Consider the following 13,864-nt stretch of genomic DNA (forward strand, 5'->3'; position numbering starts at 1 on the left):
GCGCAGTGTTTGAACTGCTCGACTGTCTCGCGGAGGAGTGGGTCGGCCCCTTCGGGAGTGTCGAGTTTGATGACGGCGGTTCGACGGTATCCCACTGTGTTTCACATATTTCCCTGTGGTTATTTAATAGTAGGGAGTCGGCCTGCCTTCGTAGCGTGGTTTGTGTACCGAGTTGTCGGCTTCCTCCCCGAGGTCAAGCCTCGGAGCATCCGCCTTGACTTTTCTGTGAAGCCGTACTCGCCCGCCGCGTCGGCCCACTCGATTTCGAAGTCGTCGAAGCCGGCGGTGAAGTATTCGAGGCCCGCGACGGTGCCGTCCCACCAGAGGTTGTTGACGGTGTCGCCCTGCCCGAGCGCGCTCGCCATGTCCGGGAACCACGGGAAGTGGGTGAACACGTTCGTCGGCGGTTCGTCCAGCGTGACCGTCCCGACCGGCGACAGTTCGGCCGTGTAGCCGGAGTCGTCCGTCTCGGTTTCAGTCGTCGTCTCGGTGGCTTCCGTCTCGGTTTCGGTCGCCGTGGCGGCCTCGGTCGTCGTCGCCGTCCCGTCGTCGCCCGACTGCCCGGCGCAGCCCGCGAGCACCCCGCCACCGAGAAGCGCGCCACCGTACTTCAGGTAGTCTCTCCGCGTCGGCCCCGCGTTCTCGTCGGTCTGTTTCATACGAATTAGGCCCACCTAAACCAATATAGGTGCTTCGAAGTTTAGGCCGGGCTAAAAACAAGTGACACGACGGGGCGCGGCCGTCGCCTCACCGGCGGTCGGCGCTGACGCTAGGGTTCGGACACGTCGACGACCTGCTTGCCGATGTTGTCGCCGGAGAACAGGCCGAGGAACGCGTCGGGCGCGTTCTCCAGGCCGTCGACGACCGTCTCGCGGTGTTCGAGGTCGCCCGACGCGACCCACGACCCGAGTTGCTCGCTTGCCTGTTCGAACCGGGTCGCGTAGTCGCCGACGAGCAGTCCCTGCACTTTCGCCCGCGGCGCGATGAGCTGCGGGAGCTTTCGCGGGCCGGTCGGCACGTCCTCGTCGTTGTAGTGGGCGATCTGTCCGCAGACGGCGACGCGGGCGTCGAGGTTCAGCTTCGTGAACACCGCGTCGGTGATGGGACCGCCGACGTTGTCGAAGTACACGTCCACGCCGTCGGGCGCGGCGTCGTCGAGCGCCGCCCGGTAGTCGTCGACATCCTTGTAGTTGATTGCGGCGTCGAAGCCGAGGTCGTCGGTGAGCCACGACACCTTCTCGTCGGAGCCGGCGAAGCCGACGACGCGACAGCCGTTGAACTTGGCAATCTGGCCGACGACGGAGCCGACTGCACCGGCCGCGCCGGACACGACGACCGTCTCGCCGGGCGAGGGGTCGCCCACTTCGAGTAGGCCGAAGTACGCCGTCCGGCCGGGCATCCCGAGCACGCCGAGATATGCGGGCAGGTCCGCGACGGATGGGTCGACGGGCGCGACCTCGCTCGCGTCGAGGACGCTGTAATCGGCCCACGTCCCGTTGCCGGTCACGAAGTCGCCGGCGTCGTACGCGTCGCTTTTGCTTTCGACGACTTCGCCGACGACGCCGCCCTGTAGTGGGTCGCCGACCGACCACGGTTCGGCGTACGACTCCGCGTCTCGCATCCGCCCGCGCATGTACGGGTCGACGGAGAGATACCGCACGCGAACGAGCAGCTCCCCGTGTCGCGGCTCCGGGAGGTCGCCCTCGCGGAGTTCGAAGCTGTCCATGTCCGGTTCTCCTTCGGGCCGTTCGGCAAAAATCCACTCGCGGTTCGTTTCGCGCATACCCGAACACCGACCCGCGACGGTAAGGACGGTGTTGTTTCCAGCAGCACCGTCCGGTTCGACGCGGCGGCAGGCTCCGCCTCGGGTCGGGGGCGCACCACCTTCGCCGAACCCAGCCCCTATTTGGCCGGGGCGACTACGTGACGGCGAACGATGCAGGTCGCAGTCATCGGCGCGAACGGCGGTATCGGACGGGAACTGCTCCCGCGACTCGCGGACGCCGGCCACGACCCCATCGGCGTCGTCCGCGACGAATCGCAGTTCGAGGCGGTCCGCGACCGCGGCGGCGAGCCACGACTGGGCGACCTCGAAGACGACTTCGACGCGGCGCTCGACGGGGCCGACGCGGTCGTCTTCACCGCCGGCTCCGGCGGATCGACCGGCGCGGACAAGACGCTGATGGTCGACCTTTGGGGCGCTCGGCGGGTAGTCGACGCCTGTGTCGACGCGGGCATCGACCGCTTCGTGATGATTAGCTCGGTCGGCGCGGGCGACCCGCTCGCGGGCCCCGAGCCCCTGCGCCCGTATCTGGTCGCCAAGCGCTGCGCGGACGACCACCTCGAACAGTCGTCACTCGACGCCACGATTCTCCGCCCCACGAGGCTCACCGACGCGGAGGGCACCGGAACCGTCTCGCTGACCCTCGACGAACGTGACGACACGCCCGAGATTCCGCGAGCCGACGTCGCCCAAGCGGTCGTCGCCTGTCTCGATATCGACCGGACGGTCGGCGAGACGATGCACCTCACGGGTGGGGACACGCCCATCGAGCAGGCGCTCGGTGGCGACGACTGAGTCGATATTATATGGATATAGACACTTAGTACAGATGATAGAAGTGCAATAAATAAGCAATAGCGAGAAGCAAGACCAGTTTTTGCTGCTCCCAATAGAGCAACAAATTCGACATTCTAGTACTTCTATTGAGTATCTTTAGTAGACATGTACAGATAGCAGCGACTATCTGCAGTCCCTTATTCAGTACGCACAGTCTCGAGAATAATGCGCTAATGTAAACATGCACAGAAACAACATTACTATATTAGGTATTTATCTACCCATATCCGAAGATACATTTAAGAAGCGTGGTCAACTAAGAGTAGTAACCACGTATGAGGACACCCACAATACGTGCTGTGTGGGAAGAGACGACAACTGTCCTCGGAAGTAACCTCGACGGGATGGTACGTGACTCGCCAGCTACCCGTTACCGGTCGGCGTCTTGTGTTGCCGTTTGTACATTGATGCGCCTAATTGTTGATGGAGTCACCGACAGCAACTTTACGAGTCGCGAGCTGTTGGACGACGAAGAGCGTGATAATCACGCCAGCGCCCGCGTACTGAACTGTCGAGTTGGGATACACCATCGTGAGGACACCAACCACAAAGAACGCCACTCGAGTGCCGAGTTGCGCCAATTTGCCGTAGCCAAAGCGGTAGTTGATTCCGTGGATGATACTGATGCCACCCAGCAAGATGAGCAGCCCGGTGAAGACGGCACCGCCACTGAGTACCCCTGAGACGATGACAGGGTGATAGATGAACGAGAACGGCAAGACGAACAGTGGGGCGGCGACTTTGATGGCCTCGTAGCACGTCTCGACGAAGTCAGCATTCGCGATACCGGCGGCGACCGCAGCACATGTCGCAATCGGTGGCGTGAGCCCCGAGAGAATCGCGCCGTAGAAGACGAAGAAGTGGGCAGCCAGATCGGGGACCAGGAAGCGACTGACGAGCGTTGGGGCCACAAGGAGTGCCACGACGGTGTAGGCGGCAGTCGTCGGCATCCCCAAGCCAAGGAGGATACAGATCACCATCGAGATAAGAACGGCGACGAGCATGATGCCACCCGAGATATCCATCATCGAGAGCGTGAGGATTCCGGGGACGCCCGTGGTCATCAGAATATCAACGACGCCGTTGATCGCCGCGAGAATAATGGCGATGGGTGCCGTGATGATCGCTCCACGCCGGAAGCCAGCCACCGTGTCCGAGAGCGTCTCTCGAGTCGCGGCCGTCACCGAGCGTGACTCGTACGCCGCCTGGAAGACAGGGAATGTGATGCCAGTAATCAACATCGTGATTGCGGTGTACAGCGCGGATGTCATCACTGTTAGCTGAATGACGCCGAGCGTGTACACTAACACGCCGAACGGAATGATGAACTTGACCGTGTCGACGATCGTGTCACGACGAGTCCGGACCTCCAGTTCGTCGAGGACTGCGTCAACGTCAATCGAGTCGAGCTGATTGCTCGCGATGTAGTGGACCGCGAGAATTATACACACCATCATAATCATCGCCGGGATGAGCCCCGCGGTGATGACGGTCACGTAGCTGATGCCGAGAAGCGAGGCCATGATGAACGCACCCGCACCCATGACTGGTGGAAGGACCTGTCCAGTCGTGGACGCGACCGCCTCAATCCCCCCTGCTGTCGAGGGCTTGATACCGTTTTCTTTCATCATCGGGATTGTGAACGACCCGGTCATACCGGCGTTTGCGGTCTGTGAACCGTTGATCGAACCGATAACCGCACTTGCGACGACAGCGGTCTGTGCAACGCCCGAGTCGATGTACTTCGACGTTCGGACGGCTCCACGGAAGATGAGGTCGAACGCACCGTAGCTCTCCAGCAGCCCCGCATAAAGCAAGAAGAGCGCGATCCACGCCGCGACTAACTGAGTCAGGAAGCCGTAGAAGCCGGTGATGTCGAGTGCGAGCAAGAGGAGCAGTCGACTGTAGCTCAACCCGCTGTGCCCGAGGATTCCGGGAATCAGATCACCGAAGTAGCCGTACAGGAGCGCACCCACAAGGATGCTAAGGAACGTCAGCCCAAACGAACGCCATGAGAGGTAGACAATTGCTGCGAGGAATGCAGCTGCCAAGGCGTACTCGTGTGGAAACGCGTAGCCAACACGGTCGATGTACAGTTCCCTGAAGTGCAGGTTGACGTAGACGGTGATGGCAATGGTGATCACCAACGACCCGAGTAACAGGGCTGCGTCGAGATAGTCCCGATCAGCGATGACGTCTTCGAGTTCGTTGAGGATGTACACCCCGATTGCACCGGCAATGAACAGGACACCATACTGTGCCCGCGGCATCGACACGGTGTAGGCATAGAAGATAACGAGTGCCCACAACGCGAGAGCAGCGAGCGTTACCGTCCCACCCACCGCGTCTTCCAGGTCTGTTGATCTCAATCGCTGGATACGTCTTGCTACCATGGTTCATTCTCACAGTAGATTCAAACATATAAATTAGTTATGGTAGACTCAGTCATATGGCGACGTCTCGCGTGACAGCAGACAAACGAATCCGCACCTGAGACGTCCGAGTACATCGGCTCTCAGTTTCCGGGGAGCGTGACTGAAGTCGTTGGGAGGCAATCTCAGCTGACGAAAACGGGAGTGGGGCAGGTTGTAGGCTGTCGGGCGGTCAGGAACTAGGCAACGATGACTGGACATTCGGCGTCAAGCAGGACACCCTGTGTGACGCTCCCGAAGAGCACTTTCCCAACCGGAGAGCGACTGGCGGGCGCCATGGCAATCGCGTCGGCGTCACAATCCGCTGCAGTCTGTACGACCGTCGCCGCTGGGTCGCCGTGAGCCGCCTCGAACGTCCAGTCGATTCCGTGCTCGTCCAGTTTTTCGCGGGCGACAGTTACGCTCGATGGCGGATCGTACTTTTCGAAGAGTTCCTCCGACGTCACGTGTCCACCGCTGTCGTCGATTGCATCGAACTCCTCGAACACGTTGAGGATCGTGACGGTGACGACTGACTCGGCAGCGGGGAGATCGGCAACTGCGTCGACTGCGGCTGCTGTCCGGTCTTCATTCCCGTCGACCGCAAGTAGCACGTGATACATGGGTTACTCAAGGAGTCGTTCTTCGAGGTCGCCCACAACATCCAGTGTCGTTGCCGAGCCACCGATGTCCGGGGTCCGCGGTGCGTCCGAATCTGCTAGCTGTGCACCGACGCCGTCCCAGAGCGTCTCGGCGAGGTCGTCCTCTTCGAGATGCTCGAACATCAACGACATCGACAACAGCATCCCGACCGGATTCGCGATGCCCTCTCCCATGATATCGAAGGCGCTCCCGTGAACCGGTTCGAACATCGAGGGGAATTCCCCGCTTGGGTTGATGTTCGTCGACGGGGCCATCCCAAGACTCCCGGAGATGATGCCACCGATGTCGGTGAGGATATCGCCGAACAGGTTAGATGCGACGACGACGTCGAACTCGTTGGGACGACGAACGAAGTCCATACTCCCGGCATCGACGAGGAGTCGTTCGACGGTGATGTCCGGGTATTCCTCGCTAACCTCCTCGACGATTTCGTCCCAGAACACCATCCCGTAAGCCTGTGCGTTCGACTTCGTGATATTGGTTAGTTTTCCACTCCGCTCTGTCGCGGCCTCGAACGCGGCCCGGACGATCGCTTCGGTCCCCTCGCGTGTGTAGACCGCTGACTGGACTGCGACTTCGTTCCCGAATCCTTGGTGTTCGCGTCCACCGACGTCGGCGTACTCGCCTTCGGTGTTCTGCCGGTAGACAACGAGATCGATATCGCCGCCCTCGTAGCCACGAAGCGGGCTTTCGACCCCATCAAAGAGATACGAGGGGCGCTTGCAGATGTGCTGGTTGAATCCCTTGGTGATCGGGAGGCGAAGGTTACGGAGCGTAACGTGATCCGGCACATCTGGGTGACCCACCGCACCGAGCAGAATCGCGTCAAACTCTTTGAGCGTCTCCAAACCGTCGTCGGGCATGAGCGCACCCTCTTCGAGATACCGCTCGCTTCCCCAGTCGAACCACGTCGTCTTGATCTCGACGCCGTGGGCCGCAGCAAGTTCGATGAGAAGTGGCTCGGTTGCCTCTGTCACTTCAATTCCGATACCGTCGCCTGGAATCACCGCTATGTCATACGACATCGGTCCGATTGATGCTCTATCTTGATAAAAATATTTGGGTGGCGACCAACCAAGGGGGTATCTCGATCCCAATCCGGCTGCCACAGGACCGACCCCCTGACGATATTTTGAGTACCAATCAAATATTGGAATTAACAATAAGATTTATAATTGATGTACATGAACGTCAAGAGCGGATGTCTAAGCAAGCACACAGCGCACGGACTAGACGGAGTATTCTCAAAGCAGCCGCTGCGGGTGCCGGGACCGTTGCAATCACCGGCTGTCTCGGTGGCGACAGCGGATCCGATAGTGGGTCCGGCAGTGGATCCGGCGGCGATTCAGGGTCGGACGGCGGCTCGAGCGATGATTCGGGATCAGACGGCAGCTCTGGCGGTGGCTCGTACCAACTACGGATGGGCGGCTCCTCACAGGGGAGTACGGCGTTCAACTCGATGCAAGCACTTGCTCGAGCACTCAACGAGCACAGCGACTCCCTCCGAATGACCGTCGAGCAGACCCAGGGGAACGTCGCCAACATGTACCAGTACGACCAAGGCAACATCCCTGCCATCGCGACGGACAACAACACGATCAACAAAGCGGTCAACGAAACGGACCGATTCAACGATGAACCGGTCGACAACATCGGCTATCAGTCGTTCCGGTTCAACGGTCTCGACATCTTCTGGGTTGCCGTTGAAGGCTCTGGAATCGAATCGACCGCAGACTTCGCGGGCAAAACCGTCTACCCGATTCAGCCGGGCTTCGGGACGCGACTACTCACCGAAGAGGTGATGCGAGTCGCCGGAATGTGGGAGGAGGTCGACATCATCAACGTCAACACGAGCGACATCCCTGGTGCGATCGAAGAGGGACGCGTTGACGCTGTTGCGGTGTACGGGTCGAATCGCGTCGAACTGACTGGCTGGGCAAAGCAGATCGACGCTCGAAACGACGTCTATCTCGTCGATGTCGCCGACGACTTCAAACAGGCCATCGAAGAGGTCGGCGGCGCACGTTTAGCCGAAATCGAGCCGTACGGGTGGAATCAGGAGGTCACGAAGGTTACCGACTCGATCGTCAGCTGGAATCTTGACCTGCAGTGTCTGCTCGGCCCGGAAGTGCCAGCAGACGCCGCACACGAACTGGCTCGGATCAGTCACGAACACGGCGAGACGATCCGAGAGGCCGACCAGACGTACGCTGACCACTCTGACCCGGCAGATCATCCGTCTTTAGTTAAGCGAGAAACCGCGTGACTGCGGCGGCTTATCGAGGCATCTTTCGGAAAGAGTGAGGAAGCCGAGTCTGTGCACGACAACGGCTCCTCATCTCGGATTATGCGTCGGCTCACTACACTGTTTCCTTCCGAGTTCCTCAAAGAGCACGCCGAGGAACTCGGCGTGGTCGAACGTGACCGCAAGCTCCAGATTCCGGCCTTCGTCTGGGCATTTGTGTTCGGCTTCGCCGCAGGCGAAAGCCGAACACTCGCTGGCTTTAGACGATCTTACAACTCGACTGCCGACGAGACGATTTCACCGGGCGGCTTCTATCAGCGGTTGACGCCGGAGCTTGCGGAATACCTCCGCGACCTCGTCGAACATGGTCTCGACGAGGTCGCTGTTCCTAACGCCGTTGACGCTGATATCGACCGATTCAGAGATGTGATGATTGCTGATGGAACGGTGTTGCGGTTACACGAGTTTCTTTCAGATCAGTTCGAAGCACGCCACGAGGAGCAGGCTGGAGCGAAGCTCCACCTGCTCCACAATGCCACTGAGCAGACGATTGAACGGATCGACGTGACCGACGAGAAAACACACGATAGCACGCTATTCAAGACCGGATCGTGGCTTGAGAACCGCCTCGTGTTGTTCGATCTTGCGTACTTCAAGTACCGCCGGTTTGTGCGGATCGACGAGAACGGCGGTTACTTCGTGAGCCGGCTGAAACAGAACGCAAACCCGGTGATTACGGCTGAATTACGGGAATGGCGCGGGCGCGCCATTCCCTTAGAGGGGAAGCAGCTCCGCGATGTTCTCGACGACCTCTCGCGGAAGTACATCGATGTAGAGGTGGAAGTAGAGTTCAAACGAGGACCGTACAACGGGACGCGGTCGCTGGATACGAAGCGGTTCCGCGTCGTCGGCGTCCGCAACGAGGACGCCGACGACTACCATCTGTACGTGACAAATCTGTCGAGAGAGGAGTTCTTTCCGGCTGATTTAGCGCAGATCTACCGGTGTCGGTGGGAAGTTGAATTGCTGTTCCGTGAGTTGAAGACGCAGTACGAACTGGATGAGTTCGACACGAGTAACGAGCACGTGGTGAAGATCTTGCTGTACGCAGCGTTGCTGTCACTGCTTGTGAGCCGTGATCTGTTGGATCTAGTCACTGAACAGGCTGACGATGAGCTCGTGTTTCCGCCGGAACGCTGGGCGGCGACCTTCCGGTCGCACGCCCAGCTCATTCTCCACGAACTCGGTGAGCACCTCGGTTATTCGCCACCGCCGCTGTTGGAGCGGCTGATCGAGGACGCACAGAAGATCCACAAGCAACGACCGATCTTACAAGAGACGCTCGCTACTGCTACGCAACCGAGGTGTGAGTCTTAACTAAAGACGAATGCCCGGCAGATATGGCCACCGCAGTCATTCCAGAACATCCGGTTCACCCGGGTGTTGCTGAGTTCTACAAGGAACAAGACGTGTGGGATGACTCCTGGACCGTCGGCGACGAAGCGTAACGAAACCAAACTGACGGACGTTTCGTTTTTTATGATAGTCACCGATTGTACTTCGTACCTAGTATGTTCGTATATAAAGTTCCGTATTATGACACACTCGATGCTGATTGGCGGCCAGTATGGGGTCTCACTTCGCTGCGTTCGAAGACGGATGGATGGACACGCGAACAACCGTAATGATTGTTGAGTGAATATGTGTGAGTATGACTCACACGAACACTACGTGTGTACGGCGAGACACGCGCGCCAATCCGAAGTGAGACTCCGAGTGTTCTGTTCCACATGGTGAAACTTTATATATAACCGTCGAGAATCGAGACTAACGGAAACACAAAACATGAAAACGACACACAAGCTGTTCAGGATTATCGAGGAACTACGAGACCGAAATGGGGCTCGAGTGTCGGAACTGGCGACCGAGTTAGAGCTGCCCAAGAGCACAGTTCACCGTCACCTCAAGACACTTGAGGAACGAGAGTACGTGATGAAGACGGGAGATATCTACTATATCGGCTCCCGATTTCTTTACATCGGTATGGGTGTAAACAACCGTCACGATGCGTTCGCACAGATCGAACCGAAGGTCAAAGCACTCGCCGCAGAGACTGATGAACGCGCTCAGTTCATGATCGAAGAGCACGGCTATCTCGTGTACATCTATCGCGAGACCGGAGAACACGCCGTTCAGACGAACACGCAGCTCGGAAAGCGAATGCCGATTCACGCGACTTCTGGCGGAAAAGCGATTCTCGCTCAACTGACCGATGACCAAATCTCTCGCATTATCGAGCGTCATGGGCTCCCAAAAGTCACCGAGAACACCATCACGGACGAAAACGAGCTCTACGACGAACTACGCGAGATCAGAGACGAGGGCGTCAGTTTCAACGACCAAGAGTATATCAGCGGTCTCCGGTCCGTCTCAGTCCCAGTTCTCAAGCCGAACGGACAACCGTTGGGTGCCATCGGTATCTCTGGTCCGCAGAATCGATTCAAAGGCGAATTCTACCGCGAAGAACTGCCAGACAAACTCCTGGGAGTCGTCAACGAGGTAGAACTCAATATGAAATATCAGTAGCACGACTGTCGTGCGAGTGAAGCGACGTTCGTGCCACATATTACAGACATAATATTGTAATCTTTTGCAACATAGACCACCAACAATTATTATATTCCGCAAAATGGAATTTTATATAGTACCTGTTGTTTCGTAGACACCCGCCGGCCGGCCCGATGCTGGGTCACGGTTGATACATTCTCATGCGGCCCACGGCTCACGTAGGGAAAAACAGAACGTCGTATCTACACAGATAGTCAAGGCGAGTGCCTCGAGACGACTCACGTCGACGTGATCACCATTACACGAAGATCGTTTACGTTTGTCCCAGTCGGCCCCGAGCGAAGCAGTGCCCCAGCGGCCTCAAGGTGTGGATAGACGTCGTTTTGTGTGAGTCCAGTTCGTGCAGCCTCTCGGTCATCTAGTAGCTCGGCATCAACGAGTGCCCCAGCGGCGTCGGTGTTGCCGTCGATGCCATCGGTGTCAACCGCCCCAACGACGACGCCTGGTGTCTCAAGTTCGAGTGCGGCACTCAACGCGAACTCTTGGTTTGGTCCGCCATGTCCGTCGCCCGAGACGGTTACTGTTGCTTCGCCGCCGGAAAGGACGACCGCCGGTGGCTCGACCGGTCGTTTCGCGGCGAGCGCTTCCTCTGCGAGACCGACGTGTACTTTCGCGATTTCGCTCGCTTCGCCTCGGACATGTGATGACAAGATCATCGGCTCGTACCCGTGTTCGTGAGCGACTTCAGCGGCACTCTCTAGCGCGGTTCCGTTATCTGCCAAGACGTGAACGTCCACACCAGCGAAGGCCGGGTGGTCTTCTGTAGGCGTTTCTGGGTGCTCTCCTTGGCAGCCGTCTTTGAGGTGGCGCACAACCGGTTCAGGCGGTTCGATGTTGTAGCGGTCGAACACCGCTTGTGCGTCGTCGTATGTCGTCGGGTCCGGTGAGACGGGGCCGCTCGCCACTGCACCCAAATCGTTCCCGACGACATCGCTGAACACGAGCCCGATGACATCCGCTGGCGAGGCAGCGACCGCGAGACGACCTCCCTTGATTGCCGAGAGATGTTTTCGAACCGTATTGATCTCCCCAATAGTCGCACCGGCCCTGAGAAGTGTCTCGGTGACTGCCTGTACGTTACTGAGGGTGAGCGCACCCGCGGGAGCAGGGAGAAGAGCGCTCCCCCCACCCGTCACGATGCTGAGCACGAGATCGTCTGTCGTCGCGTCCGACGCTAGTTCCAATAGCTCAGCCGTCCCTGAAACGGCGGACGCATCTGGAATCGGGTGAGACCCCTCGACACAGCTGACCCTCGAGAGTGAAACAGGGTCGTCTGTTACGACCAGTCCGTCATCGATTCGGTCGGACAAGCACGTCTCGAGGGCTGCAGCGACGTGACCAGCGGCGTTGCCACCACCCAACACGAGCAGGCGGTCGTAGTCGTCGAGGTCGTAGTCGTGTTCGCCGACGTGTAACGTGTTGTCTACCACCGAAACAGTCTGTTCGATAACCGACTGCGGGTGTGCAGCGCGAATCCCCGCCTCGAGGCAGTCGAGTACAAGTTCGTGTTCGGATGTGGCTGCAAGGGCAGCCTTGTTTGCAAACATCGGTCGATACTCTTAACCACGAACTCAAAAATGTACTGGCGTTTCGTGTCTCGTGTTGATGGACAGCTGCGCGACGTTGTCGTGTTTTCACAAGCCTATTCTCTCTCGCTACGAGATAGTAACTGCATCTATCAATATTGGAAATAAATAACAATATGGATACTAGTTTTCAGGTCTGGGTCAGTCAAACCCAGGAGAACGTAGTTGTCACCATATGTCTCGGAATGCCTCCAATAAGATACATGTTTACACTTCAAATAAGCTATCTCAACTATTTTTACCGTTATTTATTTTCTTATAGTGTTTCACATCGACAGTCGTCCCAGATAATGGAGCGAAAATGGATTACACTAGTGTTGGAGTATTGTATTAATATGTGTCAATTACCTCGGGGCAAACCATGCTCGAAGAGCGATAATAATCGACAAAAAGCACAAAACTAGCGTGTGGCTCATCTGCTCAGCACAGCAGAACGACAAACGATTTCAGCCCACGCCGAGCAGATATGAAAACCGTGAGTACGACACCGGACACGGCGGGCACGCAACGCGAGATACTGGGCATCGTCGTCGGCTTCTTCCTGCTTTCGACGGCGGCGGCGGCTTACGAAATCGCGCCGGCAAGCGTCTTTCCGGCAATTCAGGAGTCGCTCGGCCTGAGTTCGAGCGCGGCGGGCTGGCTCGTGAGCATCATGTACGCGACGGCGGTCGTCACGAGCGTCCCCATCGGCGTCGTCCTCGACCGCTTTTCGGTGCGCCGCGTGGTCGGATTGGCGACCGTCGCGCTCGTCGTCGCCGGCGGCTGGGGCTGGTATGCGGCCACCGCGGGCGCGTTTGGCTGGCTCCTCGTTTCGCGGGTGCTCGGTGGCCTCGCATACGTCACGTTCTGGAACGCGGGCGCGAACGTCGTCGGGAGCGCGGTCCCCCCGGAACAACGCGCGACCGCAGTCGGCGTGTTCACCGCGAGCGCGCCGGTCGGGTTCGCCCTCGGCCAGTTCGGGAGCCCGCTCATCGCGAACGCCGCCGGGTGGCCGGCGATTCTCCCGCTGTACGCCGCCATCGCCGTCGTCGGCGTCGTGTTCTTCGCGCTCGCGACGCGCCGCCGCGTGCCCGGGGTCGACGCACCTGCGCCCGACCGGGCGGCGCTCAGCGAACTGTTCGCCAGCCGGGCGGTCTGGACCGTCTGCGCGCTCTGTTTTCTCGCCTACTCGCTGTATCTCTTCGTCAACACGTGGCTCCCGAGCTTTCTCGCCAGCGAGTTCGAAATCTCACTGGCGGCGAGCGGCCTCCTGACCGCGCTGTTCCCCGCCATCGGCGCGGTCGCGCGGGCGAGTAGCGGCGTGATTACCGACCGCGTGTTCGGCGGGCGTCGCCGTCGCGTCATCGTCTCGTCGTTCGCCGTCGCCACGCCCGCAATCGTCGCGTTCGCGTTCGTCTCGGGACTCGACGCGGTCGTCGTCGGAGTCGTCGTCGTCGGCTTCGCCATCCAACTCGTGATCGGGCTCATCTTCTCGTACATCGCCGAACTCGTCGCCCCCTCGGTGCGGACCACGGCCGTCTCGATCCTGACGAGCGTCGGGCTCTTGGGCGCGTTCGCCGCGCCCATCGCCGGGGGCGCGATTATCGACTACGCGGGGTACGAGCCGGCGTTCTTCGCCGCGGGCGGCGTCGCCGTCGTCGGCGTGCTCTTGGCGCTCCGCGCACCGGAGCCGAGCCGGGTTTGACATCCTCCCCGCGCTAAAGCGCGAGGA

The 13,864-nt window shown here is 59.1% G+C and carries 10 protein-coding genes and 1 pseudogene; 5 read left to right on the forward strand and 6 right to left on the reverse strand.

All coding sequences use genetic code 11. The features are described from left to right. Nucleotides 1–218: 218 nt before the first annotated feature. Together AM590_RS07340 and AM590_RS07345 are read right to left on the reverse strand one after the other, a co-directional pair. Nucleotides 219–659, reverse strand: a pseudogene (locus tag AM590_RS07340) (ABC transporter substrate-binding protein); the annotation flags it as partial. A gap of 110 nt (nt 660–769) precedes the next feature. After that, nucleotides 770–1,783 (reverse strand): NADP-dependent oxidoreductase, encoded by a 1,014-nt coding sequence (locus AM590_RS07345; RefSeq protein WP_058826903.1) that lies wholly within the window; start codon nt 1,781–1,783, stop codon nt 770–772. Nucleotides 1,784–1,936: 153 nt separating this feature from the next. Here AM590_RS07345 and AM590_RS07350 point away from each other — a divergent pair, with 153 nt between their 5' ends. Further along, a complete protein-coding gene (locus AM590_RS07350) occupies nt 1,937–2,578 on the forward strand; it encodes an SDR family oxidoreductase (protein ID WP_058826904.1) in 642 nt (213 codons plus the stop codon). Between the two features lie 455 nt (nt 2,579–3,033). Here the strand turns inward: AM590_RS07350 and AM590_RS07355 are convergent, their stop codons facing one another. The 3 genes from AM590_RS07355 to AM590_RS07365 all read right to left on the reverse strand — a co-directional run bounded on the left by AM590_RS07355 (nt 3,034) and on the right by AM590_RS07365 (nt 6,719). Continuing rightward, a complete protein-coding gene (locus AM590_RS07355) occupies nt 3,034–5,013 on the reverse strand; it encodes a TRAP transporter fused permease subunit (RefSeq protein WP_253805895.1) in 1,980 nt (659 codons plus the stop codon). A 218-nt stretch (nt 5,014–5,231) separates the two neighbouring features. After that, complete coding sequence (locus tag AM590_RS07360; RefSeq protein WP_058826905.1) at nt 5,232–5,654, reverse strand: universal stress protein; 423 nt, start codon at nt 5,652–5,654, stop codon at nt 5,232–5,234. A gap of 3 nt (nt 5,655–5,657) precedes the next feature. After that, entirely contained in the window at nt 5,658–6,719 is a 1,062-nt protein-coding gene (locus AM590_RS07365; RefSeq protein ID WP_058826906.1) for an isocitrate/isopropylmalate dehydrogenase family protein, read from the reverse strand. A 395-nt stretch (nt 6,720–7,114) separates the two neighbouring features. Here AM590_RS07365 and AM590_RS07370 point away from each other — a divergent pair, with 395 nt between their 5' ends. The 3 genes from AM590_RS07370 (at nt 7,115) to AM590_RS07380 (ending at nt 10,525) form a co-directional block, all read left to right on the forward strand. Next, complete coding sequence (locus tag AM590_RS07370; RefSeq protein WP_256364935.1) at nt 7,115–7,960, forward strand: TAXI family TRAP transporter solute-binding subunit; 846 nt, start codon at nt 7,115–7,117, stop codon at nt 7,958–7,960. An 81-nt stretch (nt 7,961–8,041) separates the two neighbouring features. After that, nucleotides 8,042–9,316 carry an IS4 family transposase gene (locus tag AM590_RS07375; RefSeq protein WP_058826907.1) on the forward strand — a complete coding sequence of 425 codons (1,275 nt, stop codon included), beginning with the start codon at nt 8,042–8,044 and terminating at the stop codon, nt 9,314–9,316. Nucleotides 9,317–9,784: 468 nt separating this feature from the next. After that, the gene (locus tag AM590_RS07380; RefSeq protein WP_058826908.1) at nt 9,785–10,525 is read left to right on the forward strand and encodes an IclR family transcriptional regulator; all 741 of its coding nucleotides are present in this window, start codon (nt 9,785–9,787) and stop codon (nt 10,523–10,525) included. A 260-nt stretch (nt 10,526–10,785) separates the two neighbouring features. On the opposite strand, the gene AM590_RS07385 is transcribed toward AM590_RS07380, so the two are convergent. Continuing rightward, a complete protein-coding gene (locus tag AM590_RS07385; protein WP_058826909.1) occupies nt 10,786–12,114 on the reverse strand; it encodes a glycerate kinase in 1,329 nt (442 codons plus the stop codon). Between the two features lie 514 nt (nt 12,115–12,628). Here AM590_RS07385 and AM590_RS07390 point away from each other — a divergent pair. Further along, entirely contained in the window at nt 12,629–13,837 is a 1,209-nt protein-coding gene (locus AM590_RS07390) for a nitrate/nitrite transporter (protein ID WP_058826971.1), read from the forward strand. Nucleotides 13,838–13,864 lie beyond the last annotated feature (27 nt).

Source organism: Haloferax sp. Q22 (assembly GCF_001482285.1).
Taxonomy (GTDB): domain Archaea; phylum Halobacteriota; class Halobacteria; order Halobacteriales; family Haloferacaceae; genus Haloferax.

Excerpts from the sequence above, each read along its gene's own strand:
- AM590_RS07375 (WP_058826907.1), top strand. The coding sequence starts at position 8,042 with ATGCGTCGGCTCACTACACTGTTTCCTTCCGAGTTCCTCAAAGAGCAC.
- AM590_RS07365 (WP_058826906.1), bottom strand. The coding sequence starts at position 6,719 with ATGTCGTATGACATAGCGGTGATTCCAGGCGACGGTATCGGAATTGAA.
- AM590_RS07345 (WP_058826903.1), bottom strand. The coding sequence starts at position 1,783 with ATGCGCGAAACGAACCGCGAGTGGATTTTTGCCGAACGGCCCGAAGGA.
- AM590_RS07355 (WP_253805895.1), bottom strand. The coding sequence starts at position 5,013 with ATGGTAGCAAGACGTATCCAGCGATTGAGATCAACAGACCTGGAAGAC.
- AM590_RS07385 (WP_058826909.1), bottom strand. The coding sequence starts at position 12,114 with ATGTTTGCAAACAAGGCTGCCCTTGCAGCCACATCCGAACACGAACTT.
- AM590_RS07360 (WP_058826905.1), bottom strand. The coding sequence starts at position 5,654 with ATGTATCACGTGCTACTTGCGGTCGACGGGAATGAAGACCGGACAGCA.
- AM590_RS07350 (WP_058826904.1), top strand. The coding sequence starts at position 1,937 with ATGCAGGTCGCAGTCATCGGCGCGAACGGCGGTATCGGACGGGAACTG.
- AM590_RS07380 (WP_058826908.1), top strand. The coding sequence starts at position 9,785 with ATGAAAACGACACACAAGCTGTTCAGGATTATCGAGGAACTACGAGAC.
- AM590_RS07370 (WP_256364935.1), top strand. The coding sequence starts at position 7,115 with ATGGGCGGCTCCTCACAGGGGAGTACGGCGTTCAACTCGATGCAAGCA.